The sequence below is a fragment of the Duganella violaceipulchra genome, from assembly GCF_019166075.1.
In the GTDB taxonomy this organism is placed as follows: Bacteria; Pseudomonadota; Gammaproteobacteria; order Burkholderiales; family Burkholderiaceae_D; genus Rugamonas; species Rugamonas violaceipulchra.
In genome coordinates, this window is sequence record NZ_JAHTGR010000012.1 from 45,479 (window position 1) to 70,492 (window position 25,014).

The 25,014-nt window shown below is 64.1% G+C and carries 25 protein-coding genes; 14 read left to right on the plus strand and 11 right to left on the minus strand.

Features of this window, described 5'->3' with window-relative positions; translation table 11 throughout:
* The 8 genes from KVP70_RS21485 to KVP70_RS21520 all read right to left on the minus strand — a co-directional run bounded on the left by KVP70_RS21485 (position 1) and on the right by KVP70_RS21520 (position 10,990).
* Positions 1-1,824, minus strand: coding sequence for an IucA/IucC family protein (locus KVP70_RS21485; RefSeq protein ID WP_217944254.1), 1,824 nt, complete (start codon positions 1,822-1,824; stop codon positions 1-3).
* On the minus strand, positions 1,821-3,026 hold the full coding sequence (locus KVP70_RS21490) for an MFS transporter (protein WP_217944255.1): 1,206 nt from the start codon (positions 3,024-3,026) through the stop codon (positions 1,821-1,823). Before KVP70_RS21490 ends, KVP70_RS21485 begins: the two co-directional genes overlap by 4 nt.
* Complete coding sequence (locus tag KVP70_RS21495; protein ID WP_217944256.1) at positions 3,023-4,780, minus strand: IucA/IucC family protein; 1,758 nt, start codon at positions 4,778-4,780, stop codon at positions 3,023-3,025. The genes KVP70_RS21490 and KVP70_RS21495 overlap by 4 nt, the downstream gene beginning before the upstream one ends.
* 135 nt (positions 4,781-4,915) lie before the next feature.
* Positions 4,916-6,628, minus strand: coding sequence for a GGDEF domain-containing protein (locus KVP70_RS21500; protein ID WP_229224999.1), 1,713 nt, complete (start codon positions 6,626-6,628; stop codon positions 4,916-4,918).
* 118 nt (positions 6,629-6,746) lie between these two features.
* Entirely contained in the window at positions 6,747-7,913 is a 1,167-nt protein-coding gene (locus tag KVP70_RS21505) for an ABC transporter permease (RefSeq protein WP_217944257.1), read from the minus strand.
* Positions 7,910-9,067: an ABC transporter permease gene (locus KVP70_RS21510; RefSeq protein ID WP_217944258.1), complete on the minus strand. Its 1,158-nt coding sequence runs from the start codon at positions 9,065-9,067 to the stop codon at positions 7,910-7,912. The genes KVP70_RS21505 and KVP70_RS21510 overlap by 4 nt, the downstream gene beginning before the upstream one ends.
* A 4-nt stretch (positions 9,068-9,071) precedes the next feature.
* Positions 9,072-9,770 (minus strand): ABC transporter ATP-binding protein, encoded by a 699-nt coding sequence (locus KVP70_RS21515; RefSeq protein ID WP_217944259.1) that lies wholly within the window; start codon positions 9,768-9,770, stop codon positions 9,072-9,074.
* A complete protein-coding gene (locus KVP70_RS21520) occupies positions 9,770-10,990 on the minus strand; it encodes an efflux RND transporter periplasmic adaptor subunit (protein WP_217944260.1) in 1,221 nt (406 codons plus the stop codon). Before KVP70_RS21520 ends, KVP70_RS21515 begins: the two co-directional genes overlap by 1 nt.
* 133 nt (positions 10,991-11,123) lie before the next feature.
* Here KVP70_RS21520 and KVP70_RS21525 point away from each other — a divergent pair, with 133 nt between their 5' ends.
* Together KVP70_RS21525 and KVP70_RS21530 are read left to right on the plus strand one after the other, a co-directional pair.
* Positions 11,124-12,953: a sensor domain-containing diguanylate cyclase gene (locus KVP70_RS21525; protein WP_229225000.1), complete on the plus strand. Its 1,830-nt coding sequence runs from the start codon at positions 11,124-11,126 to the stop codon at positions 12,951-12,953.
* A gap of 62 nt (positions 12,954-13,015) precedes the next feature.
* A complete protein-coding gene (locus tag KVP70_RS21530) occupies positions 13,016-13,555 on the plus strand; it encodes a glucoamylase family protein (RefSeq protein WP_229225001.1) in 540 nt (179 codons plus the stop codon).
* An 11-nt stretch (positions 13,556-13,566) separates the two neighbouring features.
* Here the strand turns inward: KVP70_RS21530 and KVP70_RS21535 are convergent, their stop codons facing one another.
* Positions 13,567-14,085, minus strand: a complete 519-nt coding sequence (locus KVP70_RS21535; RefSeq protein WP_217944261.1) for an FxDxF family PEP-CTERM protein — start codon at positions 14,083-14,085, stop codon at positions 13,567-13,569.
* A 332-nt stretch (positions 14,086-14,417) separates the two neighbouring features.
* Between KVP70_RS21535 and KVP70_RS21540 the strand changes: the two genes are divergently transcribed.
* From KVP70_RS21540 to KVP70_RS21595, 12 genes are all read left to right on the plus strand, one after another.
* Positions 14,418-15,194 (plus strand): uracil-DNA glycosylase family protein, encoded by a 777-nt coding sequence (locus KVP70_RS21540; protein WP_217944262.1) that lies wholly within the window; start codon positions 14,418-14,420, stop codon positions 15,192-15,194.
* 143 nt (positions 15,195-15,337) lie between these two features.
* Entirely contained in the window at positions 15,338-15,814 is a 477-nt protein-coding gene (iscR, locus tag KVP70_RS21545; RefSeq protein ID WP_008450513.1) for a Fe-S cluster assembly transcriptional regulator IscR, read from the plus strand.
* Between the two features lie 26 nt (positions 15,815-15,840).
* Entirely contained in the window at positions 15,841-17,097 is a 1,257-nt protein-coding gene (locus KVP70_RS21550) for an IscS subfamily cysteine desulfurase (protein ID WP_217944263.1), read from the plus strand.
* Between the two features lie 24 nt (positions 17,098-17,121).
* Complete coding sequence (gene iscU / locus KVP70_RS21555; RefSeq protein WP_020702063.1) at positions 17,122-17,511, plus strand: Fe-S cluster assembly scaffold IscU; 390 nt, start codon at positions 17,122-17,124, stop codon at positions 17,509-17,511.
* Positions 17,512-17,559: 48 nt separating this feature from the next.
* A complete protein-coding gene (gene iscA, locus KVP70_RS21560) occupies positions 17,560-17,883 on the plus strand; it encodes an iron-sulfur cluster assembly protein IscA (RefSeq protein ID WP_056160441.1) in 324 nt (107 codons plus the stop codon).
* Between the two features lie 6 nt (positions 17,884-17,889).
* Positions 17,890-18,408 carry a Fe-S protein assembly co-chaperone HscB gene (hscB, locus tag KVP70_RS21565; protein WP_217944264.1) on the plus strand — a complete coding sequence of 173 codons (519 nt, stop codon included), beginning with the start codon at positions 17,890-17,892 and terminating at the stop codon, positions 18,406-18,408.
* Between the two features lie 110 nt (positions 18,409-18,518).
* A complete protein-coding gene (gene hscA, locus KVP70_RS21570; RefSeq protein WP_217944265.1) occupies positions 18,519-20,399 on the plus strand; it encodes a Fe-S protein assembly chaperone HscA in 1,881 nt (626 codons plus the stop codon).
* 19 nt (positions 20,400-20,418) lie between these two features.
* Entirely contained in the window at positions 20,419-20,760 is a 342-nt protein-coding gene (gene fdx, locus KVP70_RS21575) for an ISC system 2Fe-2S type ferredoxin (protein WP_116987984.1), read from the plus strand.
* Between the two features lies 1 nt (position 20,761).
* Positions 20,762-20,956: a Fe-S cluster assembly protein IscX gene (gene iscX, locus KVP70_RS21580; protein ID WP_217944266.1), complete on the plus strand. Its 195-nt coding sequence runs from the start codon at positions 20,762-20,764 to the stop codon at positions 20,954-20,956.
* Positions 20,943-21,848: a class I SAM-dependent methyltransferase gene (locus tag KVP70_RS21585; protein WP_217944267.1), complete on the plus strand. Its 906-nt coding sequence runs from the start codon at positions 20,943-20,945 to the stop codon at positions 21,846-21,848. The genes iscX and KVP70_RS21585 overlap by 14 nt, the downstream gene beginning before the upstream one ends.
* Positions 21,849-21,870: 22 nt before the next feature.
* Positions 21,871-22,893 (plus strand): low-specificity L-threonine aldolase, encoded by a 1,023-nt coding sequence (gene ltaE, locus KVP70_RS21590; RefSeq protein ID WP_217944268.1) that lies wholly within the window; start codon positions 21,871-21,873, stop codon positions 22,891-22,893.
* The gene (locus KVP70_RS21595; protein ID WP_217944269.1) at positions 22,890-23,630 is read left to right on the plus strand and encodes an rRNA pseudouridine synthase; all 741 of its coding nucleotides are present in this window, start codon (positions 22,890-22,892) and stop codon (positions 23,628-23,630) included. Before ltaE ends, KVP70_RS21595 begins: the two co-directional genes overlap by 4 nt.
* Before the next feature lie 115 nt (positions 23,631-23,745).
* On the opposite strand, the gene KVP70_RS21600 is transcribed toward KVP70_RS21595, so the two are convergent.
* A complete protein-coding gene (locus KVP70_RS21600; RefSeq protein ID WP_217944270.1) occupies positions 23,746-24,273 on the minus strand; it encodes an RDD family protein in 528 nt (175 codons plus the stop codon).
* Positions 24,263-24,985 carry a DUF3106 domain-containing protein gene (locus KVP70_RS21605; protein ID WP_262311735.1) on the minus strand — a complete coding sequence of 241 codons (723 nt, stop codon included), beginning with the start codon at positions 24,983-24,985 and terminating at the stop codon, positions 24,263-24,265. Before KVP70_RS21605 ends, KVP70_RS21600 begins: the two co-directional genes overlap by 11 nt.
* Between the last annotated feature and the right edge of the window lie 29 nt (positions 24,986-25,014).

The following is a 25,014-nucleotide window of genomic DNA, read 5'->3' on the forward strand; positions in this document are numbered from 1 at the left end:
TTAATAAGATGCCGCCGCGCCGTTGACGACGCCAAGCGGGTGATACAAGGGAAGATAGCTGGCCTGGCGGTCGGCCTGGCGCAGGAAGCGCGTCAGCAGATTGCCTTTGGCCGGCAGGGGCTCGCCCGCCAGCAGGCCCCGGATGCGGCGGCTGGCGGACGGATTGGGGAACTTCGCCAGATAGTCCTGCAGCGTGTTGCGCAGAACTCCCCACAGGCCGAGGTACAGCGTGTGGTTGCCGTTGGCGATGCTGGCGATGACCTCGCACAGATTGTTGACGAACAGGCAGTAGCCGATGCGTATCCAGGCCCGCTCGTCGGTGCAGCACAGCGCGGACAGCGTGCCGGGTTCCAGCTGCATGGCGCGGGCCAGCGCGTGCGCCTGCGGTGCAAGCCGCGTGAGCTCCAGGTCGCGCAGGATGAAGTGGCTGGGCGCACCTTCGCCGTCAAGTCCGACGACCGTGTTTTGCATGTGCGGCTCGAACGCCACGCCGTGCTCGAACAGCAGGTACAAGATAGGGTGCACGGCGGTTTCCGCGTAACGCGCGAACCAGCGGCGCGCGGCTTGTTCCAGCGTATAGCCGCGATGCAGCGCATAGCGCTCGATCTGGGCGAAGACCTGCTTGCGTCCATGTTCGCCGTTGCCGAACAGCGCGGCGCACACGATCGGCTGCACGCCCTGTTGCAGCAGGCCGGCCACGCCCTCGCGCAGCAGCACGCCGAAGCCGTTGCTCAGCTCCGGATCGGCGCCGGGCAGGTCGGCGGTGACGTAGGCCTGTTCCTCCATCACGCGGAAGCCAGGGAAGCGGCTTTGCATGTCGGCCTGCACGGTGCGGTACAGCCGCGTGCCGGTCAGCGCGCTTTGCAGTTCGTGGCGGGCGTTGTTGCGGATGCAGTTGGTGATGCGCATATTGAGCGACAGCTTGACGAAAGACGCCGCGTCCTCGGCCAGCAGTGTGCGCACCGACGCCGTTGGATGGAAGGGCAGGCCGTGGGGGCCGAGGTCGAGGATCTCGCCGCTGCACAAGGCGCTGGCGATGCGCGGCTGCCGGCGCATCCAGCCGGCCTGCCACGGATGCAGCGGCAGGATCGCGCCGCCGTCGCCGGGCTGCAGGCCGTGCGCACCGAGTGTTTGCAGCGCGCCGGCGTCGATGCTGTCGCTGAGCAGCCACTCTTGCGGAAGCTGGAAGTAGTGCAGACGCATGCTGGCCTTGTGTTCCGGCGAGTAGTCGCGCTGCTCGGCGGGCGACCAGTCGGAGCGGCTTTTCGGCGCAGGATGGAAGGGGTGGCCAGTCAGCAGCCCCTGCTCGCTTCCGATATACGGCTGCAGAGGCGTGGCGCCGGCTGCGGCAGGTGGGAGCGCCGGCGCCGGACGGCGGTCCATCACGTCCTGCATGGTGGCGATGCTGTCGCCGATCTGTTGCAGCAGTTCTTCGTTGAACGGCGTCGCGGCGCGGCAGGACAGGTCTTCGATGATGAGCCGCGCCAGTTCTCGCCAGCCGGCGTCGCGCCAGGCTTCCTGCCCTGTGCGCAGGTAGACGCCGGTGGTGTAGTCGAAATTGGCGGTCGCCGACACGTGCAGCACGCCGACGCACAACTGGCTCCCCAGGCGGGGCAAGGCGATTTCCAGCACCTGTCCACGATAGTCGGCAGGCATCGCCGGATGGGCACTGCGGCTGGCCGGCAAGACAGCCAGTGTGTGCTCCTGCATTGCCACTTCGCGCGCATAGCAGTTGATCAGCAGCCGGCCGTGCTGCTGTTCGGCGAAGCTCTCGGTTTCGGAAGGGGCGGGCTGCAGATGCTTGGGTAACAGCGGTGAGTTCATAGAAGTTTCCATTTCATTGAAATAAACAGCGCGGCGACAACGGCAGTCCCCAGCCATAGCGGTGCGGCATAGCCGAGCGACGGCGCCAACAGGCTGGCCAGCAGGCCGGCGCTGACGGCGCCCCATTTGTTGGCCCCTTCCAGGCTGCCGAAGTGGCGGCCGGCGTGCTCGATGGTGGAGGTGGCCGCAGCCAGCGTGTTGATGGCCAGGTAGGCGCCGGTCATGCCTATGCCCATCAGGATGCGGCCGGCCAGCAGCAACGGCAGCGTGTCGGCCATGGCCTGCAGCAGCAGGCCGGCGCTGGTCAGTGCGGCGTACCATCCGAGCGCGGCACGGGCATTGGCGTAACCGAGCTTGCGTCCCAACGGCCACGCCAACAATAGGAACAGCGCGTGCGGCAGGCCGAACATCATTCCGGCCGTGGCGGCGCCGATCTGCAGCCGCTGCGCGAGGTCGCTGACAAAGTAGGGATAGGTGAGAACGGTGCCGATGGCGAACAGCGCCTGCAACCGGTACAGGTTGACGGCGCTGACGCCGCAACCGGCGGCGGCGATGGCCTGTGCGCCGGTCGATGCGACGGTGTTCGCGGCGGCCGGCGCCGGCCGGCGCGGCGCACTGGCGTCCGGAAGCAGGTACAGCACCACGCAAGCGACGCCGGGGAACAACGCCAGGTACAGGAACAGCTGCAGCATGTTGGCGTGCCCGCTCATCATGCCGATCAGTGCCGGGCCGGCGAACAAGGCGGTGCGCGCCGACGCCTGCATCACGCCGAGCAGTGTCGCCAGCCGCGCCGGCGGCAGTTGTTCCGCCAGATAGGCGTTGGACGCGGAGAAGGTCCCGCCCAGCAGCCCTTGCAGCATCAGGCCCAGTGCGAATTCCAGCGGCGTGCGCGCCAGGCCGGTGAGGATGAAGCTGAGGCACAAGCCAGCGTGCGCCCGCATCAGCGAGGCGCGGCGGCCGATGCGGTCGGCCAGGCGCCCCCAGGCCGGGTTGGCGATGGCTGCGGCCAGCGTCGGCAGCGTGAAGTACCAGCCGGCCAGCGCCGCCGACGGCGCGCTCGCCGGAAAGCTCGATTCCAGGATCTGCGCGTAAAACGGCGGCATGCACAAGGCGGCGAAGGCCGCGCCGAAGTGGCCGGCGACCGTGACCATCACCGCGCGCGTCGTCCCGGCCTGGCGCGCTGCGGTCTGCGCCAGGTTCATGTGGCGCCGCCGGTGTTAGCCGCCGCCAGGGGACTGCCGACCGTGCGCAGGCGCGGCGTGCTCCATCCAAGCAGGCGGCGCGCGGCCAGGCACTCAATCCGCAACTGCGCGCCGAGCAGGTCGAACTCGCGATGGCGCGCGGCGTGCGCAGGAAAGCGCGACAGATACGATTGAACGGTGTGCGCGGCCTGGGCCCAGAACAGTGCCTCCGCATAGCCGTGGTGGCACTGCAGCCGCCACGCCAGTTCTCCCAGGTTGATAAAGAACAGCACTTCCAGCAGGTAGTCGCGCGCCTCCGCCGGCGAGTCGAACATGAATCCGGCGCTGGCGTTGAGCGCGTTGCGGTAGGCCGGCGCGCTGCGCAGGCCGGCCAGTTGCGCTTCGTCGGTGGCGCCTTGCAGATAGTGCAGGCCGCCGGGCAGATCGCGGATGGCGATGCGGCGCGGCAGGCCGTCGTGCAGTATCAGCAGGGTGTTTTGCGCATGGCATTCAAGCAGTACGCCGTGCGCCATCATCAGGTGCAGCAACGGAGGCACGCTGGCCTCCAGCAGCGCGGCCACCCAGCGTTCCGCGCCATGCCGCGCCAGCCACGGGCCGATGGTCAGTTCGCCGTCGGCCGTCTGCGTGGTGAGGGCGGTCATCGGGAATATCTGTTCGCCCTCGGCCAGCACCGACTCCGGTGCGCTGCGCCATATCGCGCCCAACATGCCATAGGCGCCCGCGCGCTGGCGCGGTGCGGCGATCGTGATGCCGGCCGGTTCGGCCAGTATCGCCAGTCGCTGGCCGTCGGCGAGAAAGGCATCGTCGCGGCAGATGGCGTCCAGCCAGCGCGAGATGATGGGCGCGTTGTGCACATGGTGGTCGGAGAGGATGCGATCGGCGGAACTATTGGCGATGGCCAGCGGCAGCTTCAGGTTGCAGCGGTCATCGGCCGTCAGGCAGCTGAGCGAGCGTATTGATTGCTGCGCCAGCCATTCGGCGCGGCCCGCGCCCAGGTGCAGCAAGGTGCCGTCGGCCAGCCAGTCGGCGAAGTGTGGCGCCACGCCGTGCTCCCATTGCCATGGATGCACCGGCAGCAGGCGGTAACGCGCTGGCGCATGGCCCTGCGCTTCGATCTCGACTAGCAGGCGGCGGTATTCGGCCATTCCCAATTGCGACGCCACGAAGCTGTCGTAGTCGAGCTCCGGCAACTGGTGGGTTTCGCTGGCTTCGCGGTCGATCGCCAGCCAGGTCAACTCGATCGCTTGCGCGAATTCCGGCCCGTAGCGGCGGTGCTCGTCGATGCTGAAGCCGATGCGCGAACGGAAGCACGGATGGTAAGGGTGGCCGTCGCCCAGTTCCGCCTCCTGCAAAGCGTAGGACGATTGCAGCGTGGCCTGCGGCGCCGCCGTCATCGACCAGGCTTGTTTGAGCGCGGTCTGCTGCAGCTCGGCGACGAAGCGGCGCAAGGCATCCGCCTGCGGTTGCAGGTGCCGCACCAGCGCCGACACCACGGCGGCGAGATCGGCTTGCGTATCGCCGCCGCGCAGCTCACCGCGCAGCCGCAGGCGGTCGAATGCGCTGTGGCTGGCGATATCGATGTGGTAGACCAGCGGCGTATCGCGCTCGTCACGGCCCTCCAGCCGCAGGCGGTCCCGCTCCGGTGCGATGGCGCCGAGCAGGCAGCCCTCGTTCCAGAAGGCCTCGACGAATTGGCGCAGCGTGCGGGCGCGGGCGGCCGCGTAATGGGGAAGGAAGGCAAGGGTGTGGGGCATGGCGGCGTCTGTGGATTGAAAGCTTGTCTTAAATGCTATGCCGTCAGCTTATCCGCCGCAAAGGCGAATGTCAATACAAATGATAATGATTCGTATTTAAATATGAGGTCGGTGTAGGCCGCGCCTGCCGCGAGATCAGGCGCTGACCACCCGGTCGCGCCCTTCGTGCTTGGCCTGGTACAGCGCCTTGTCGGCGCGCGAGATCAGTGACGAGGCGCTGTCCGGCGCCCCCTCCGGCATCGAAGCCGCCACGCCGATGCTGACGGTGAGCGATATCTGCTCGCCGTTGTCGCCCTCGATGCGCAGGGCTGCGACATCGCTGCGCAGGCGCTCGGCGGCGCCGTTGGCGACATTGATTTCGGTTTCCGGCATCAGCAGCACGAATTCCTCGCCGCCGAAGCGCGACGCCATGTCGATATTGCGCATGCCGCCCGCCAGCGCCTTGGCCACCGCCACGATGGCGCGGTCGCCGGCCTCGTGGCCGTAGATGTCGTTGACGTTCTTGAAGTGGTCGATGTCGACCATCAACAGCGACAGCGGATGCTTGAAGCGGCGGCTGCGTTCAAGCTCCTTGTTGATCTGCTCTGTCATGCGGCGGCGGTTGCCGATGCCGGTCAGCGGGTCGGTGGTGGCCAGCTGTTCCAGCTTGGTGTTGGCCACCATCAGCTCCAGCGTGCGCTGCAGCACCCGCGCTTCCAGCTGGTTGCGTTCATCGTGCAGCGCGCTCAGCGTCTGGCGGCGCCCGCGCAGCGCGACGATCAGCGCCGAAATCAGTATCCCTTCCAGTACGATCAAGGTGACGCCGGCCAGTATCTGCCACAGGTATTGCTCGAACACGCTGCGTGGGCGGTTGAGCCATTGCGCCGTCGGTGGAATGTTCTGCAAGCGGAAGCGCTGCACCGCGCCGTAGTCGAACAGGTAGCCGGGTATGCCGGCGATATCGGGCTTCTGCTGCATCAGGATGGCGGCGATGGCGCGGCCTATGCGTTCGGCGCTGACCACGTAGCCGCCGACCACGCCGGGCACCACGATGGCCTCCCAGTTGGTGAACACCGGCACCTGCGTGGTGGCGGCCAGTTGGCGCGCGATGTCCACCGGCCGGCGCCGCGCGCCGGTGACGTCGTGGTAGGTGGGCAGCAGGAAGATGGCGCTGCCGGGCCGCAGCAGCGCGGCCTGGCGGAAGATCTGGTCGTAGCTGAGTTGATCCCAGTATTCGAAGCGCATCTGCTGGTCGTAGTTGGCGGCCGCCTGGCGCACGCCGACCACCGATTCCTGCATGCGTTCCGTGCTGTCGCCGATGACCACGATGTGCCGCACATCCGGCGCCACTTGCGGGATGACGCCAATGGCCCGTTCGAAATTCGCATGGACCTGGTAGGCGACGCCGTCGGACGGGGTCCAGGCCCGGCGTCCGTGGTTGACGTAGTGGCGCGGCACGCCGCGGAACAGGTCGGGACGCTCGCTGAGGAAGCGCGCCGCCACGTAGTTCTCGGTGATGATGGCGTCGAACTGGATGTGGGCGTACTTGGTGCGCAGGTATTGCTCCATGCCGGCCTGCGCCTGCTCGTCGCCGACACGCACGGCGTCGAAACGTTCTTCGAAAATGCCCAGCATGGAGGTCAGGTTCTTGGCGGCCAGTTCGGCCGACAGGCCTTTGTGGATCAGGCGCTGCCAGGCCGACGCGGAGTCGGAGCCCAGCGAATACAGCACCAGCACCTTGCGTTCGTTGGCGGCCCAGGCGGGCGCCGCCAGCATCGACATCAGCAGCGCGCAGCAAAGCAGTAGCCGGCGCCAGAGTTGGCGCGGCGCGTTTCCGTGCGCGGCAGGTGGGTGATCCTTGTGCGGCATGGTCGGCAGTGACTCCGAAGGCAAAAATGGCGCGGGTAGCGAAATTTGCATTCAGGCAAGTCTAGCATGCTTTCATTTACTATTGTTGCTGCCGCGGTGCGGTTTGCTGCGTCATTGCTCACGCGGCGCGCAAGGCGTCGACGATTTTCATGCGGGACGCGCGCAGCGCCGGCAGGAAGCCGCCGACCATGCCCATCGCCAGCGAAAACATGAGCGTTTTGACCACGATCGCCGGCGTCAGGCGGAAGCCAAAGGCCAGCTCGGAGAAGGATTGGAAATTGGTGGTCGAGAAGGACAGGAACTGCATCAGCGAAGCGCAGGCCAGGCCCAGCGCGCCGCCCAGCACCGCCAGCAGCATCGACTCGGCAAGGAAGGCGGCCAGGATGCTGCGGCGCTGGAAGCCCAATGCGCGCAAGGTGCCGATCTCGCCGACCCGATTGGCGACCGAGGCGTACATGGTGATGGTGGCGCCTATCATCGCGCCGATCGAGAAGATGATCGACAGGATCAGCCCCAGCACGCTGATGAAGGTGGACAGCGCCTTCGACTGGTCGGAGTAGAAGGTCTGTTCGCGCTTGGCGTCCAGCGTCAGGCGCTGGTCGCTTTCGATGTCCTTCTTGAAGCCGTCGAACAGCGAGGTGTCGGCCAGGCGCAGCACCATGGCCGAATAGGCGTTGCGGCGGAAGGCCGGCATCAGCTGGTCGGCGTCGCCCCAGATCTCGGAATCGAAGCCGCTGTTGCCGGCGTCGAACAGGCCGACCACGGTCCACTCGCGCTGGCCGAAGCGTAGCGTCTCGCCGATGCCGGCGCCCTCGAAGCGGCGCGCGATGCTGGCGCCGGCGATGATCTCGGAAGCGCCGGGGCGGAACATGCGGCCGGCCGTCAGCTTGACCTGCGGCCGCAGCATCAGCCCGCGCTGCGAAATGCCTCGGATGATGACGTTGGATGGCTTGGCCGAGCCGCGCTTGTTGAGCGAAATGAGCACCACCGTTTCCTTCGACAGCAAGGGCTGGCCGTCGGCGCCGAGCGCGATGGCCGGGTGGCTGGAGGCCACGCTGGCCTGGGTGCGGTCCACGCCGCTCTGCACCTCGGTGTCGGCCGAGCGGCGGATCAGGATCACGTTGTCGTATTCGCCGGTGGTGACCATGGTGTTGCGCAGGCCTTCGTCCAGCATCAGCACCGTGGCGAACACGAACACCACCAGCGCCAGGCCGGCGCCGGTCAGCGCGGTGGTCAGGCGGCGCGCCCACAGGTTGCGGGCCACGTAGGACAGGGGGATCTTCAACCTATGCTCCTCAAGCCGTCGACGATGTTGATGCGCACCGCCCGTATCGTCGGCGCGATGGCGGCGACGGCGCCGATGGCCAGCGCCGCCAGCACCTGCTGGACCACCGTCAGCTGCGACACCTCAAACACCGGGAACATGGTGCCCATCGCCTTGCCCAGGAAGGCCGCGAACGGGAACAGGATGACGATGCCGATCGCCGCGCCGAACGCCGACAGCAGCAGCGATTCGCCAAGGATCATCAGCGTCAGGAAGCCGGGCCCGAAGCCGAGCGCCTTCAGGGTGGCGTACTCGCCCAGCCGCTCGCGCGCGCTCATGGCCATGGTGTTGGCCATCACCGCCGCGATAATGATGATGACCACGAACGACACCACGCGGATCGCCACCACGATCGCCTCGGACATCGAGACAAAGCCCAGCTGGAACGCCTTCTCGGTCTCGGTCAGCGTTTCGGCCAGCGAGTTGGCGAACTCCTTGTCGACGGCGGCGGAGATGGCGGCGGCGTTCTCCGGCTGGTCGATCTGCACCACGTACACGCCGATCTGGTTGGAGCGGCGCGGCGCCACCTTCTTCATCGTCTCGTTGACGTAGTCCCAGTGGAAGAACAGGGTGGAGGTGTTGGTGGTGCTTTGCTTGCCGTCGTAGATGCCGCGCACCACCAGCTCCCAGTTGCCGGGGTAGATGGTGCCCTTGAGTGGAATGATGTCGCCGACCTTGAAGCCGTATTGGTCGGCCAGCTTGCGGCCGACGATGCAGCCCTTGCGGTCCTTGAGGAAGGCCACGCGGTCTTCCGCAGGCAGCAGGTAGTCGGGATAGATGTTCAGGTAGCTCTCGCCGGAGATGGCGAACTGCGCAAAGAAGTTCTTCGGGTCCTTGTAGGTGCCCTGGAACCAGTTGGCGAAGCCGACGCCGGACACGCCACGCACCGCGCGGATGCGCGCCTGGTAGGACAGCGGCAGCGGGAACACCAGCGAGGTCTTGTTGCGCGTGACCAGCGTGGTGTTGGACGCGCCCTCGGCGCCGGCGTACCAGGCATCGACCACCGTTTGCAGCAGGCCGAAGGAAAAGATCGCCACCACCAGGCCGAGGATGGTCAGCGAGGTGCGCAGCTTGTGGCGCATGGAGTTCTTGAAGATCAGCCGCAGCGTGTACATGGTGCTAGGCCGTAATGGCAGGTTCGCCGGCGATCAATTCGCCTTTTTCGAGATGGACCATGGTGCGTGCCTGCGCCGCCGCGTTGGCGTCGTGTGTGACCATGATGATGGTCTTGCCCAGCTGCTGGTTCAACTGCTGGAGCAGGGCCAGGATCTCGCTGGCGGAATTGCGATCCAGGTCACCGGTCGGCTCGTCGGCCACGATCAGCGTCGGGTCGCTGACGATGGCGCGGGCGATGGCCACGCGCTGCTGCTGGCCGCCGGACAGTTCGTTCGGCGTGTGGTCCATGCGGTCGGCCAGGTTGACCATCTCTAGCGTCAGCTCGACGCGCTCGCGCCGTTCGCGCCGCGACAGGGGCGTGAGCAGCAGCGGCAGTTCGACGTTCTCGAACGCCGACAGCACCGGCATCAGGTTGTAGAACTGGAAGATGAAGCCGACGTTGGTGGCGCGCCAGCGCGCCAGGTCGGTCTCGCCCATGCCGGCGATGTCGAGGCCATCGATGCGCAGCACGCCGCGATCGGGCTTGTCGATGCCGGCGATGAGGTTGAGCAGCGTGCTTTTGCCGGAGCCGGAAGGGCCCATCAGCGCCGTGAAATCGCCGGCCGGTATCGCCAGGCTGATATCGCGCAGCACCTCCACCACCTGGTCGCCGCGACGGTAGGACTTGACCAGGTGTTCTATCAGTACCAGTGGTTCGCTCATTATTTCTTCGCCAGGTTGACCGGCGCGCCGTCGTGCAGCTTGGCGTCCGGTGACATCACCAGCTTGTCGCCGGGCTTGACGCCTTTGAGTTCGACCAGTTCACCGATCTTGCGGCCCTGGGTGACGGCCACCTGTCTGACCTTGTCGCCGTCGACCACGAACACCACGGTCTTGCCGTCGCGCGTGGCGAGGGCAGTCGCCTGCACGGCGGTGACGGCCTGCTTGTCTTCTGGCGGCACGGCCTTCGACAGGAAGGCCACCTTGGCGCTCATGTCCGGCAGCACACGCGGATCGCGGTCGATGAAGCGCACCTTGACCAGCAAGGTCGCCTTGCTGCGGTCCATGGTTGGCACCATGCGCGAGACGGTGCCGGCCAGGTGCAGCTCGGGAAAGGCATCGAGCAGGATCTCGGTCGGCTGGTCGACGCGGATCTTGCTGAGGTTCGACTCGGAGACGTCGGCCTCCACCTCCAGCGTGTCCATGTCGGCGATGGTGACGACGGCGCCCTTGCTGTCGGCGGCGGAGGAGAAGGGCGTGATGTTGTCGCCGACGTTGGCGCTCTTGGTCAGGATCACGCCGTCGAACGGCGCCCGTATCACCGTCTGGTCCAGCGCCACTTGCGCCGACTGCGCGTTGGCCCTGGCGGCGGCGATGCCGGCGTTGTAGCCCGAGATATTGGCCTTGGCCTTGTTCAGCCGCGCCTGCGCGGTGTCGTAGGCCGAGGCGGTGATGAACTTCTGGTTGAGCAGCTCGGCGGTGCGCTTGAAGTTGGCCTGCGCGTCCAGCAGTTCGGCCTGGCCTTGCTCCAGGTTGGCCTGCGCCACCTTGATGTTGGCCTGCGCCAGGCCCAGCGAGGCGCTGACGTCGCGGTTTTCCAGCCGCGCGATCACTTCATCCTTCTTGACCTTGCTGCCTTCGAGCACGCCCAGCCACTCCAGCCGGCCGGTGGCCTTGGACGACAGCGCCGCCTTGCGCTGCGCCACCACGTACCCGGTGGCGTTGAGCAGGGTGTAGCTCTGCGCCGGATAGGTCTGCGCCACGGTCACGGTTTCCACGCTGGCCTTGCCGCCGAACTGGCCCATGGCGACCTTGCCGCCGACGCCGATGACGATCACCACCACGGCGATCTTGATCCAGCGGCGGCGCTTGAAACGCTGCCCTTGAACTTGCGCGGGAGCGCCGCGCTCTATTTTCAACCGGGAAATGTCGGGAGTCGCCACATAATCCTCACAAGTTCATATTGCATGAATGTTGACAATAAAGTCAGCAAATAAGTTGGCAAATAGTGCTGGAAAAACCCGTTCGCCGCAAGTTCAATTGCAGTAACATGTCGGCCATGACTTGGAATTGTTTATGAATGTGCTGCGGCTCCTGTTGCTACTGCTGATTTTTTGGCTGCATGGCGCTGCGCAGGCCAACGATATCGTCGACGCCGGCGCGCTGCCGCGCGGCATGCTGGTGCTGACCGCACACCTGGACGTGCTGGAAGACCCCGCGCAGAAGTTCTCCATCGACGATGTGCTGGGCGCCGGCGCGCGCTTCCAGGCCAGCGGCCAGGCCGATGAGGCGCTCAGTTTCGGCTACACCCACTCCGCCTACTGGCTGCGGCTGGACCTGCGCAATCCCGGCGCCGCGCCGCTGCAGCGCATGCTGGAGATCAGCAATGCCCGCCTGAGCTCGATTACCCTGTACACCCCCGGCGCCAACGGCCGCTACGTGGCGCTGCACACCGGCAGCGCGCAACCGTATGCGACGCGACCCTACCATAACCGTTATTTCGTCTTTCCACTCGAACTGGCGCCGCGTGCGCGGCAGGTAGTGTATCTGCGGATCGCCTCCAACGGCGCCAAGCTGATCCCTGCGCGGCTGTGGTCGCCCGAGGCTTACCTGGCCTACGAAGGACAGGATTATCTGCTGCAAGGCGTGTACTTCGGCATGGCGCTGGCCATGATGTTGTTCAACCTGGTGCTGTACGCCACGCTGGGCGACCGGCTTTACTTGATGTATGTTGCTTTTGTCGGCTGCGTCGCGCTCGGCCTGGCAGGGCAGAACGGCCTCGCGCACGAGTGGCTGTGGCCGGGGGCGCATGGCGCGTGGCCCAACCTGTCGGCGTCCATCCTGTTCTCCTTGTCGGCCGCGCTGCTGCTGGTGTTCATGCGCAGCATGCTGGGCACGCGCGCTCTGGTGCCCCGCCTGGACAAGGTGCTGCTCGCCTTGCTGGCCTTCTTCGTGCTGTCGCCGCTGCTCATGGTGGTGTTCTACACGCACGTCGCCAGGCCGATCACCACCATCTGGAGCGTGGCCTCGCCGCTGATCATGGTCGTCAGCCTGGTCTGCGCATACAAGCGCTCGCGCAGTGCCTACTATTTCAGCGGCGCTTTCTTCGTGCTCCTGATCGGTAATATGAGCAGCTCGCTGGCGGCGATGGCGCTGTTGCCGCACAATCTGCTGACCAACCACGGCAGCCAAATCGGCTCGGCCTGCGAAATGATGTTGCTGGCCTTTGCGCTGGCCGACCGCGTCCATGTGATGCGGCGCGAGAAGGCGCTGGCCAAGCGTGCCGCCTACGAAGCCCAGGCCAGCCTGATCGCCAGCCTGCAAACGTCGGAGCGGCAGCTGGAGGAACGCGTCGCGCAGCGCACGGCGGAACTGCACGAGGCCAATGCGCGCCTGGCCGAACAGAGCATGACCGACAGCCTGACCGGCATCGCCAACCGGCGCCGCTTCGACGCGGTGCTGGCGACCGAATGGGCGCGCGCGGCGCGGCTGGGGCGGCCGCTGGCGGTGGGCCTGCTGGATATCGACCACTTCAAACTGTATAACGACCACTACGGCCACCAGGATGGCGACGAATGCCTGCGCCAGGTCGCCGCCGCATTCGCGGCCCAGTTGCAGCGCACCGGCGATCTGGTGGCGCGCTACGGCGGCGAGGAGTTCGCCTTCATCGCGCCGGCCACCGATGCCGACAGCGCACTGACCATGGGCCAGCGCGTCTGCGAAGCATTGGAAGCGCTGGGCTTGCCCCATGCGAAAACGCCGGGTGGCTTGCTGACGGTCAGCATCGGTGTGGCGGCGTGGACGCCCAAGCCCGGCGAAACGGCCGTGCAACTGCTGCGCGCGGCGGATGCGGCGCTATACCGCGCCAAGCAACTGGGCCGCAATCGCGCCGAACTGGACGCCTGATTTCTCTGGCTTTATTCGTGCGGTAAGGTTCTTGCTATGACGAGGCGGTGAGCCGGTAGGAATTGGCTCTGGCTTCACCCACCCATCCGATCGACCGCGACAGCTATGACGCCCGGGCCGGCACTTATGAATGTAAAATGTTGCACGGTATCGAATGCCTGTATGCGGGACCGCTGTTCAGCCATCAGATGTCGCACATCTGGCCGGCCAAATTAGCAGAACGGGAGGCGGTGGTGCCTGGACTTCTAGTCGCGGATTTGGGGGGGGGAGACCACCCGCCGCGACCGAAACTGAGCGCGTCGGGAAATGCAGCTCGCCGCCTCGTGGGACGCGCCTGCGTTCTTGCCGAACCAGTAGCAGGCTATGTACCGGAAACACCTCTTCATACAGAAGATTATCCTGTTCCCAAGCACAAAAAACAGTCTGCTCCTCGTCGGGGTGCCAGAAGCCGTCGTCGGCCCTCCCGATTACCAGCATCACGCAATCGGCGCCATGTATTTGCACTAGATCGCCTGCCCCTATGTCGCACATACGCCAAGCCCTCTTGTGTCGAAATCAGAAATGATTTTCCGACGAGAAACCGCCGGAAGGCGGTTTCTTGAGTCCATCAGGGTTAACCCTGGGATTTCCGACGCCGGGCAATAATGCCTATCAACCCTAAGCCGCCGAGCATCATTGCGTAGGTTTCGGGCTCTGGCACCCCCGACACTAACGCGACCCCGTAACTGCCTCCCAGCGAGCCGTCAGCCAGGCCGCTAACGATAATGTGGTACGGGCCGGCTCCCGCCAGCGCAAGGTCGTGCGTCATATTGTCACCCAGGAAGGTGCCGTAGGATGCCCCCGCTGAAGACGACGTTCCGTCGTACACCGAGTACGCAAGATTGATTATTTTGTAGATATCCGTGCCGCCCAGAGACACCAAGAGCGGGTTTGCCGACGACTGCACGCTGCCCGAAGGAATGGTGAAGTCGATAGTGTCTGTAAAGGTGCCCGGGTCATGTGTGAACAAATGTCCATACGGGTGGGCCGTGTCTTGGGTAATCGCACCGGCGTTCACCTGGATATCATTCGCCGAGGCAAAGCCGGTAGAAAGCGCCAATGCTAGCGCCATGAAAAGTGCCTTTGTTTTCATTGCAGTTTCCTATTCAGGTTGATGGCCGGCCTGAGACATGCCGGATGATTGCTCCAAGTCGGAGCAAAATAATTTTATCCACCATCAATCTCAACTCCTGGGGCGCACGTTTCCACCTGAAAAATAATTTTAAAAATACAACGGAATTTCACTATTTCTTTGCGATTTAACATTGCAATATGTCCAGGCGCGCAGCGATTCTTCCACTGTGGTTGAAAGTTCATTTGCCGTGGACGCTCATAAGCGGCGCCGGAATAGCCACCGCATTGAGATGTTGGGCAGTGGTGCTGTTCGGCGATACAATCTTGCCTTTCCCCGAACGCTGTTCTCTCATGACGATCCCGACTGCTATTCTCGATGCGCTGACGCGCGCAGATGCTTCCTGGCGTCCGCTGCTGGTGCAAGGACTGGAGGCCATGATGGCCGCCACCCCCGACTACCTGCCGCAGTTGGCCAATGACCAGTACCTGCCGACCGAACAGCGCCTGTTCGCCGCCTTCTCGCTGCCGCTGGATGAGGTGCGCTACGTCTTGGTTGGCGAAGGCCCGTATCCGCGCGCCGAGAGCGCCACCGGCGTGTGCTTCATGGACGGCGCCGTAGGCGGCCTGTGGTCGGAAGAGCAGGGCGGCGGCCTGTCCAAGCCGGTCAACAAAGCCACGTCGTTGCGCAACTTCATGAAGATGTTGCTGGTGGCGGACGGTCAACTGTCGCTGGACAACACCGCCGGCGAAGCGATGGCGGCCGTCTCCGCCCGCGCCCGCAGCGGCGCCGGCAGCCACATCCAGACCCTGGCCGACCTGCAGCAGAAATTGATCCAACAGGGGTTTTTGCTGCTGAACGCCTCGCTGGTATTCCGCAGCCACGTCGCCCCGGCCAAGGATGCCAAGGCCTGGCTGCCGTTCTTCGAGTCCGTGATGGCCGGCCTGGCCGCGCAGGCGCCGAAGACGCCGACCATGGTTTTATGGGGAAAGATCGCTGAACTGCTGAGCAAGTTGCCGGTAATGAAAGATTTCCCGCAAATCAGCGCGGAACACCCGTACAACCTGAGTTTCATCGGCAACCGGGACATGCACCAGCTGTTCCAGCCGATGCAGTTGCTGAAAGAGTAAGTACCCTGACAGGCAATGGGGCTACCCGGCAAACTTTGTTAAAGTTTGGTATACTTGACTAAATCGATCAACTAATCAGCGCTTGTGCAACATCGTGATTAGCGACAAGGTCGATATTTTAACCCAGTTGAACCGAGGTAGTGATGCGTCTGACCACCAAAGGCCGTTTTGCTGTGACTGCGATGATCGATCTGGCTTTGCGCCAAGGCAAAGGCCCGGTCACGCTCTCCGGCATCAGCCAGCGCCAGGCCATTTCGCTGTCCTACCTCGAACAGTTGTTCGGCAAGCTGCGCCGCCATGAGATCGTCGAGTCGATCCGCGGCCCGGGCGGCGGCTACAGTCTGGCGCGCCGCGCCGACAAGGTCACCGTGGCCGACATCATCATCGCCGTCGATGAGCCGCTCGATGCGACCCAGTGCGGCGGCAAGGAAAATTGCCACGGCGCGGACGCCGCCAGCGGCGCGCGCTGCATGACCCACGAACTGTGGGCCACGTTGAACGAAAAAATGGTGGATTACCTGGATTCCGTGTCGCTGCAGGATCTGGTTGATCAACAGAAGCAAAAGAATGCTGAACAAAACGTGGTCGTGATGCACCGTAACCACGCCGCGCTTGGTTAAGAGAACTAAATAACGGAGTAACCCAGATGAACGCCCCTGAAAAAAACATCGCGCCAGTGAAGTTCCAGACCGCCCCGCATTTCCCGATCTACATGGACTACTCGGCCACCACGCCGATCGATCCACGCGTCGCCGACATGATGATTCCTTACCTGCGCGAGCAGTTCGGCAATCCGGCATCGCGCAGCCACATGTACGGCTGGACCGCGGAAAAGGCAGTGGAAGAGGCGCGTGCGCATGTCGCCGCCCTGGTCAACGCCGACCCGCGCGAAATCATCTGGACCTCCGGCGCCACCGAATCGAACAACCTGGCGATCAAGGGCGCGGCCCAGTTCTACAAGACCAAGGGCAAGCACATCATCACCGTCAAGACCGAGCACAAGGCGGTGCTGGACACGGTGCGCGAACTGGAACGCCAGGGCTTTGAAGCGACCTATTTGGAACCGCAGGACAACGGCCTGATCACCATCGAGCAGCTGACCGCCGCGATCCGTCCGGACACCATCCTGGTCTCCGTCATGCTGGTCAATAATGAAATCGGCGTGATCCAGCCGATCGATGAAATCGGCGCGCTGTGCCGCTCGAAAGGCATCATCTTCCACTGCGACGCCGCGCAAGCGACCGGCAAGGTGGTGATCGACCTGCAAAAGACCAAGGTCGACCTGATGACCTTCACCGCGCACAAAACCTACGGCCCGAAAGGCGTGGGCGCGCTGTACGTCTGCCGTAAGCCGCGCGTGCGCATCGAAGCGCAAATGCACGGTGGCGGCCACGAGCGCGGCCTGCGCTCCGGCACCCTGCCTACCCACCAGATCGTCGGCATGGGCGAAGCCTTCCGCCTGGCCAAAGTGGAAATGGACAGCGAGATCACCCGCATCAAGGGTCTGCGCGACCGCCTGGCCAAGGGCCTGCAAGAGATCGAAGAAACCTACATCAACGGCGACATGGAACACCGTGTGCCGCACAACCTGAACGTCAGCTTCAACTACGTCGAAGGCGAGTCGCTGATCATGGCCGTGAAAGACCTGGCCGTGTCGTCCGGTTCGGCCTGCACCTCGGCCTCGCTGGAGCCATCGTATGTGCTGCGCGCGCTCGGTCGCAGCGACGAGCTGGCGCACAGCTCGATCCGTTTCACCATCGGCCGCTTCACCACCGAAGAGGACATCGACTTCGCCGTCAATCTGATGAAGTCCAAGGTACACAAACTGCGTGAGCTGTCGCCACTGTGGGACATGTTCAAAGAAGGCATCGACATCAGCTCGATCCAATGGGCAGCCCACTAATTTTTAAGATACAGGAGCATCAAAATGGCTTACTCGGAAAAAGTGTTGGACCACTACGAAAATCCACGCAACGTTGGCGCTTTCGAAAAGGGCGATGACAGCGTTGGCACCGGCATGGTCGGCGCACCGGCTTGCGGCGACGTGATGAAGCTGCAAATCAAGGTCGGCGCCGATGGCCTGATCGAAGACGCGAAATTCAAGACCTACGGCTGCGGTTCGGCCATCGCATCCAGCTCGCTGGTGACCGAATGGGTCAAGGGCAAGACGCTGGATCAGGCGCTGGCCATCAAGAACACCCAGATCGCTGAAGAACTGGCGCTGCCGCCGGTGAAAATCCACTGCTCGATCCTGGCGGAAGACGCCATCAAGGCAGCGGTACTGGACTACCAGACCAAGCACCCAGTCGCGGCCTAAGTCTGTTTTACACCGGCGACGCATGCCGTCGCCGGTACGGAGAATCAAATGGCAATCACCCTGACCGAAAAAGCAGCCAAGCATATCAACCGCTACATCGAACGCCGTGGTAAAGGCGTCGGTCTGCGTTTTGGCGTGCGCACCACCGGCTGCTCGGGCCTGGCCTACAAGCTGGAATACGTGGACGAAATCGCCGACGAGGACAGCGTCTTCGAATCGCACGGCGTCAAGGTATTCGTCGATCCGAAAAGCCTGCCGTACATCGACGGCACCGAGCTCGATTTCGCGCGCGAAGGCTTGAACGAAGGCTTCAAGTTCCATAACCCGAACGAGAAAGACGCTTGCGGTTGCGGCGAAAGCTTCCGCATCTGATAAGCCATGCAAAATCACTTTGAGTTGTTCAATCTGCCGCAGCAGTTTGCCGTGGACGCGGAGGCGCTGGACAGCGCCTACCGCGACGTGCAGGGCCGCGTCCATCCCGACAAGTTCGTCAATGCCACCGACGCCGAAAAGCGCGTCGCCATGCAGTGGGCCACCCGCGCCAACGAAGCCTATCAGACCCTGAAGAATCCGCAAAAGCGCGCGCAGTACCTGTGCGAGCTCAATGGCGTCGATTTGCAGACCGAGTCGAATACGGCGATGCCGATGGCTTTCCTGATGCAGCAGATGGAATGGCGCGAAGAACTGGGCGACGCCCGCGCCGCCAAGGACAGCGACGCGCTGGACGCACTCGACAAGCAGCTGCGCAACGAACGCAAGGCGCGCCTGGCGGAGATCGCAACGCAGATCGATGGCGGCGACTTCCACGCGGCGGCGCAAGGCGTGCGCGCGTTGATGTTTTTGGAAAAATTCAAAGAAGAAATAGAGCACAGCTTCACCGCGCTCGAAGACAACTAACAACGCCGGGGTCAAGTCTGACATTCGGACACGGTCTCTGCCGTAGCCGCAGCTACGGCAGAGACCGTGTCCGAATGTCAGACTTGACCCCAGGTTAAAGGCACGAAACAATGGCACTTCTGCAAATTTCCGAACCAGGCATGTCCACCGCACCGCACCAGCATCGGCTGGCGGTCGGTATCGACCTGGGCACCACCAATTCGCTGGTCGCCACTGTGCGCAACAGCATTCCAGAAGTGCTGTGCGATGAGGATGGCCGCCCGCTGCTGCCGTCCGTGGTGCGCTATCTGCCGAACGGCCATGCCAACATCGGCTACAAGGCGCAGGCCGCGCAGACCACCGATCCGAAGAACACCATCGTTTCCGTCAAGCGCTTCATGGGCCGCGGCCTGGCCGATATCGCCTACGCGGAAAACATGCCCTACGATTTCCAGGACACCCCTGGCATGGTGCAGCTGAAGACCATCGCCGGCGTCAAGAGCCCGGTCGAGATCTCGGCGCAGATCCTGGCCACGCTGCGCCAGCGCGCCGAAGATTCGCTGGGCGACGATCTGGTGGGCGCGGTCATCACCGTGCCGGCCTACTTCGACGACGCGCAGCGCCAGGCCACCAAGGATGCGGCGCAGCTGGCCGGCATCAACGTGCTGCGCCTGCTGAGTGAGCCTACCGCCGCCGCCATCGCCTACGGCCTGGATAACGGTTCGGAAGGTCTGTACGCAGTTTACGACCTGGGTGGCGGCACCTTCGATATCTCCATCCTTAGGCTGAGCAAGGGCGTGTTCGAAGTACTGTCCACCGGCGGCGATTCCGCGCTGGGCGGCGACGACTTCGATCACCGCCTGTTCTGCTACATCCACCAGCAGGAAAAACTGGCGCCGCTGTCTGACGAAGACACCGCCGTGCTGATGGTCAAGGCGCGCGAAGCCAAAGAGCAGCTGTCGACCAAAAACGATGTGACCGTCGACGCCATGCTCGGCTCCGGCGAAGAAGTGCATCTGAAGATCACCGCCGAGATCTTCCAGGAGATCACCAAGCACCTGATCGACAAGACCATGAAGGCCATCAAGAAGGCGCTGCGCGACGCGAATGTCGATGCGGACGACGTCGATGGCGTGGTCATGGTCGGCGGCGCCACGCGCATGCCGCACGTGCAGCGCGCGGTCAGCGAATACTTCCACACCATCCCGCACGCGAACATCGATCCGGACAAGGTCGTGGCGCTGGGCGCGGCGGTGCAGGCCAATCTGCTGGCCGGCAATCGCGCGCCGGGCGACGACTGGCTGCTGCTGGACGTGATCCCGCTGTCGCTGGGTATCGAGACCATGGGCGGCCTGGTCGAGAAGATCATCCCGCGCAACTCGACCATCCCTTGCGCCCGCGCGCAGGAGTTCACCACGTTCAAAGACGGCCAGACCGCGCTGGCGGTGCATGTGCTGCAGGGCGAGCGTGAGCTGGTGTCCGACTGCCGTTCGCTGGCGCGCTTCGAGCTGCGCGGCATTCCGCCGATGGTGGCCGGCGCCGCGCGCATCCGCATCACCTACCAGGTGGATGCGGACGGCTTGCTGTCGGTGTCCGCGCGCGAACTGCGCTCCGGCGTGGAAGCGTCGATCATCGTCAAGCCGGCCTATGGCCTGGGCGATGACGACGTCGCGCGCATGCTGCAGGATTCGTACAAATCGGCCGATACCGACATGGTCGCCCGCGCACTGCGCGAAGAGCAGGTCGAGGCCGAGCGCATCATGCTGGCAACGCAGTCGGCGCTGGACGAAGACGCAGCTTTGCTGAGCGACGAAGAACGCGCGGCAGTCGACGTGTTGATGAACAATGTGCGCGACGTGGTAGCCCAGTCGCAGACCGGCGCCGTCGATCACGCGGCGGTGAAATCCGCCGTCGAAGCGCTGGCCAACGGCACCGAAGAATTCGCATCGCGCCGCATGGATCGCAGCGTGCGCAGCGCACTGGCCGGCAAGACGCTGGACCAGGTAGTTTAAACAAACCTAGAGGTATCAAGTGCCACAAATCGTATTCCTGCCCCACGCAAAACTGTGCCCGGACGGCGCCGTCGTTGAAGCCGAAGTCGGCAAGACCCTGTGCGACGTCATGCTCGAAAATGACATCCACATCGAGCACGCCTGCGAGAAGTCCTGCGCCTGCACCACCTGCCACGTGCTGGTGCGCGAAGGCTTCAACTCGCTGAGCGAAGCCAGCGAAACCGAAGAAGACCTGCTGGACAAGGCCTGGGGCCTGGAAGCCGTTTCCCGCCTGTCGTGCCAGGCGGTGGTGGCGAATGAAGACCTGGTCGTCGAGATCCCGAAATACACCATCAATCACGCAAGCGAAGGCGGGCACTGAGATGAAATGGACCGACATCACCGCGATTGCGGAAGCGCTCTACGATAAGCACCCGGACGTCGATCCGCTGACTATTCGCTTCACTGATCTGCACAACTGGATCGTCGACCTCGAAGAGTTCGACGACGACCACACGCGCGGCGGTGAAAAAGTCCTCGAGGCGGTTCAGCAGGCGTGGATCGATGAAGCCAAGTAAGCCAGCAGCGAAAGCCGCGCCAGCGAAAATCGGCGCCACCGTCACCGGCGCGGACAACATGCCGGAAATCCGCGAAGGCCAGACCGTCGCGCTGCTGCAAGAACTGCACATCCTGACCCGCGACGGCAAGATGAACCAGGATAGCCGCCGCAAGCTGAAACAGGTCTACCACCTGTATCAATTCATCGAGCCGCTGCTGAAGGAAGTGCTGGCCGAGAAGGACAGCGTGTCGCTGGTGGATCACGGCGCAGGCAAGTCCTACCTCGGTTTCATCATCTACGACCTGTTCTTCAAGGCGCTGAACGATAACTCGCACATCTACGGCATCGAAACCCGCGAAGAGCTGGTGGCGCGTTCGCAGGAACTGGCCAAGCAGTTCAAGTTCCCCGGCATGTCCTTCCTGCCGCTGTCGGTGGCCGAGTCCACCGAATCGAAGCTGCTGCCGGACCAGATCGACGTCGTCACCGCTCTCCACGCCTGCAACACGGCGACCGATGACGCCATCCACTTCGCGCTGAAGAAGAAGGCCAAGTACATGGTGCTGGTGCCGTGCTGCCAGGCCGAAGTCGCGACGGTGCTGAAGAAGAACAAGGGCAAGTCGCTGGCCAAGTCCGCGCTGACCGAGATCTGGCGCCACCCTATCCACACGCGAGAATTCGGCAGCCAGATCACCAACGTGCTGCGCTGCCTGCAACTGGAGGCGCATGGCTACCACGTCAACGTGACCGAGCTGGTAGGCTGGGAGCACTCGATGAAGAATGAGCTGATCATCGCCACCTACAAGAACCTGCCGCGCCAGCGACCATCGGAGCGTTTGCAGGAAGTGCTGGAGACATTGGGACTTGAAGAAATGGGCAACCGCTTTTTCACCGAGCAGGTAGCTAAACAATAAATCAAAAAGGGGTGATGGAACGATGAGTGAGCTGAACGAAAAATGGTTGGACCTCCGCAGCGACACCATCACCCGCCCCAGCGCGGCGATGCGCGCCGCGATGAGCGCAGCGGACGTCGGCGACGATGTCTACGGCGATGATCCGAGCGTCAACCGCCTGCAGGAATACACGGCCGATTTGTTCGGCTACGAGGACGCGCTGTTCGCGCCATCCGGCACGCAGAGCAATCTGCTGGCGTTGCTGGCTCATTGCGGCCGTGGCGACGAATACCTGGTCGGGCAGGAAGCCCATACCTACCGCTACGAAGGTGGTGGAGCGGCGGTGCTGGGCAGTATCCAGCCGCAGCCCATCATCAACCAGCCTGACGGCAGCATCGCGCTGGCCGACATCGAAGCCTACATCAAGCCGGACGATTTCCACTTCGCGCGCACCAAGCTGCTGGCGTTGGAGAACACCATCGGCGGCCGCGTGCTGGGTCTCGACTACCTGAAGCAGGCAACCACGCTGGCGCACGAGCGCGGCCTGGCCACGCACCTGGACGGCGCGCGTGTCTGCAACGCCGCCGTCAAGCTGGGCGTGAGCCCGCGTGCCGCCGTGGCGGGCTTTGACTCCGTTTCGGTGTGCCTGTCCAAAGGTCTGGGGGCGCCGATTGGCTCCGTCCTGTGTGGCAGCAAGCCATTGATCGCCGAGGCCAAGCGCTGGCGCAAGATGCTGGGCGGTGGCATGCGCCAGGCCGGCATGATCGCGGCGGGCGGCATGTACGCCTTGCAGCACAACTTCGCGCGGCTGGCGGAAGACCATGACAACGCCACGTACTTCGCGAGCGAACTGGCCAAGCTGAAAGGCATCAAGGTCAGCACGCCGCAAACCAATATTTTCTACGTCGATATCCCGGCCGACACCTGCCGTGTCTTGAACGACGTGCTGCAACTGACCCGCATACGCGTATCGATGTCGCCGCACCTGCGCATCGTCACGCACATGGATGCATCGCGCGAGGACATCGACCGCGCCATTACCGTTTTTGAGGATTTTTTCGGATGACCGACACTACTGATAACAGCATCCGCCTGGCCAAGCGCCTGTCGGAGATGCGCCCATGCTCGCGCCGCGAAGCCGAACTCTATATCGAGGGCGGTTTCGTCAGCGTCGATGGCGTTGTGGTGGAAGAGGCGGGCGCCCGCGTGACGATGGAACAGCAGATCGACGTCGCACCCGACGCCACGCTGCTGGAGATCCTGCCGGTGACGATCCTGCTGCATAAACCGGTGGGCGCCAACGGCGGCATCGGCAAGGACGGCTCGCCGGCGGTGCACTTGCTGAACCCCGCTTCGCTGACGCGCTCCGCGCCGGGCCAGCGCTTCCTCAAGCGCCACTTGGTCAACCTGACCTTGACCACGCCGCTGGAGACGCATGCCAGCGGCCTGCTGGTGTTCACGCAGGACTTCCGCGTCAGCCGCAAGCTGGTCGACGAAGCGGCCAAGATCGAGCACGAGATCATCGCCGAGGTGACCGGCACCATCGTGGAAAACGGCCTAGCGCTGCTGAACCACGGCCTGCCGTTCAACGGCAAGCCGCTGCCGCCAATGAAGGTCAGCTGGCAGAACGAGAACCGCCTGCGCTTCGCGCCGAAGAATCCGAAGCCGGGCCAGATCGAGCATATGTGCAAGATGGTCGGCCTGACCGTGGTGTCGCTGAAGCGCATCCGCATCGGACGCATCGCGATGTCGAGCCTGCCGGTAGGCGAGTGGCGCTACCTGCAGGATCACGAACGCTTCTGATTACTTCGCGGTGGTCTGCGACAGGATGAAGGCTTAGGTATCGGCCGCTTCCACATCCTGCTGCGCCCGGGTCGAGCCCATGTTCGCCACGCGCGGGCGGAGGCGTTCTCAATAATTACACCGCTGGCACGGCCTTCTTTTTCTTTTCCGGCGGCGGCAGCTGGACCAGGCGGGTGCCGGTCAGTTTGTCGTGGAGGAACTGGCGGTCCTGGTCGAGGAAGGCCGTCAGCGACCAGATCAGGATGCCGGCGCCGACCGCGCCCAGCGCCTGCCACCGATGCAGGTCCAGCACCAGCGATAGCAGCAGCGCCGGCAGCACCCACATCCAGCTCAGCAGATAACGCACGGCGGCGGTTTGCAGCGACAGATGGTTGTGGCCGGGACGCACGACTTTCAGGCGCCAGGTCTTCATCGCCAGCGTCTGGCCGTCGCGGCTCCACTGGTGGATGAAGTAGGCGCCCAGCACCAGGAAGGCCAGCGCCTGGCGCATGTGCTCCAGGCTTGGCGTGTGGTTGCCGTGGACGGCGACTTCAAAAATCAGGAAGGGCAGGAACAGCACCGCGAAACCCAGCAGGGTTTCGTAGACCATCGATATCAGGCGGCGCTTGACGGTGGGAATGGTGACAAGCAGCTTATTTGACATTGTTGGCGGCGGGCTGGGCAGGCGGGACCGACGCCGGCGCGGCAGGCGCGACGAGCGGTGCGATATTCGATGCGTTGGGGATGTTTGGGTCGATCGCCGGCGCCGCGGCCGGCACGGCGCCGGCGACAGGCGAGGCCGGGGCCACGGCGGGACCGCCGGTGGTCGGCACCGACGGTTTGATCGGCGCCACGGTCTTCACCTTGCTCTGGGCCGGCGTCGGCAGGTTGGCGACTTGCTTCTTCGTCGCCGCCTTGGCCGCCAGTTCCTTCTTCTGCTCTTCAGGCAGCTGCTGGTACGACTCCCACTGCGTGGATTTCTGCGACGGATCGATCTTCTGCGCGCGGGCGAAGTTCTGGCGCACCTGGCGGCGTTCGTCCGGCGTCATCTTGACCCACTCCCGCATGCGTTCCTGCACGCGGGCCTGCTCGTCCGGCTTCATCGAGGCGTAGCGCTTGACGATGCCCAGCCATTTTTGCTTGCGGATCGGCTCCATCCGGTCCCATTCGGGCGCCAGCGGCTCCAGCGCCTGCTGTTGCTCAGGCGTCAAATCCTTCCACATGGTCTTTTCCGGCGACTTGGCCGACGCGCGCTTGCCCGCCGCCGCACCCGGCTGCACGCCGGCTGCGGAAGAACTCGACGCGGCAGGCTGGGCTGGCGTTTCCGAGCGGCCACAACCGACCAACGCCGCGCCCGCCGCTGCTAGCGCCAACACCACCACCGTTCCAGCGCCCCATTTTGCGC

Coding starts and splice junctions, on each gene's coding strand:
- KVP70_RS21595 (WP_217944269.1), top strand. CDS start 22,890: ATGACCGACACTACTGATAACAGCATCCGCCTGGCCAAGCGCCTGTCG.
- KVP70_RS21535 (WP_217944261.1), bottom strand. CDS start 14,085: ATGAAAACAAAGGCACTTTTCATGGCGCTAGCATTGGCGCTTTCTACC.
- iscX (WP_217944266.1), top strand. CDS start 20,762: ATGAAATGGACCGACATCACCGCGATTGCGGAAGCGCTCTACGATAAG.
- KVP70_RS21485 (WP_217944254.1), bottom strand. CDS start 1,824: ATGAACTCACCGCTGTTACCCAAGCATCTGCAGCCCGCCCCTTCCGAA.
- KVP70_RS21510 (WP_217944258.1), bottom strand. CDS start 9,067: ATGTACACGCTGCGGCTGATCTTCAAGAACTCCATGCGCCACAAGCTG.
- KVP70_RS21525 (WP_229225000.1), top strand. CDS start 11,124: ATGAATGTGCTGCGGCTCCTGTTGCTACTGCTGATTTTTTGGCTGCAT.
- KVP70_RS21495 (WP_217944256.1), bottom strand. CDS start 4,780: ATGCCCCACACCCTTGCCTTCCTTCCCCATTACGCGGCCGCCCGCGCC.
- ltaE (WP_217944268.1), top strand. CDS start 21,871: ATGAGTGAGCTGAACGAAAAATGGTTGGACCTCCGCAGCGACACCATC.
- KVP70_RS21600 (WP_217944270.1), bottom strand. CDS start 24,273: ATGTCAAATAAGCTGCTTGTCACCATTCCCACCGTCAAGCGCCGCCTG.
- KVP70_RS21500 (WP_229224999.1), bottom strand. CDS start 6,628: ATGCCGCACAAGGATCACCCACCTGCCGCGCACGGAAACGCGCCGCGC.
- hscB (WP_217944264.1), top strand. CDS start 17,890: ATGCAAAATCACTTTGAGTTGTTCAATCTGCCGCAGCAGTTTGCCGTG.
- KVP70_RS21540 (WP_217944262.1), top strand. CDS start 14,418: ATGACGATCCCGACTGCTATTCTCGATGCGCTGACGCGCGCAGATGCT.
- iscA (WP_056160441.1), top strand. CDS start 17,560: ATGGCAATCACCCTGACCGAAAAAGCAGCCAAGCATATCAACCGCTAC.
- KVP70_RS21490 (WP_217944255.1), bottom strand. CDS start 3,026: ATGAACCTGGCGCAGACCGCAGCGCGCCAGGCCGGGACGACGCGCGCG.
- KVP70_RS21550 (WP_217944263.1), top strand. CDS start 15,841: ATGAACGCCCCTGAAAAAAACATCGCGCCAGTGAAGTTCCAGACCGCC.
- iscU (WP_020702063.1), top strand. CDS start 17,122: ATGGCTTACTCGGAAAAAGTGTTGGACCACTACGAAAATCCACGCAAC.
- KVP70_RS21585 (WP_217944267.1), top strand. CDS start 20,943: ATGAAGCCAAGTAAGCCAGCAGCGAAAGCCGCGCCAGCGAAAATCGGC.
- hscA (WP_217944265.1), top strand. CDS start 18,519: ATGGCACTTCTGCAAATTTCCGAACCAGGCATGTCCACCGCACCGCAC.
- KVP70_RS21515 (WP_217944259.1), bottom strand. CDS start 9,770: ATGAGCGAACCACTGGTACTGATAGAACACCTGGTCAAGTCCTACCGT.
- iscR (WP_008450513.1), top strand. CDS start 15,338: ATGCGTCTGACCACCAAAGGCCGTTTTGCTGTGACTGCGATGATCGAT.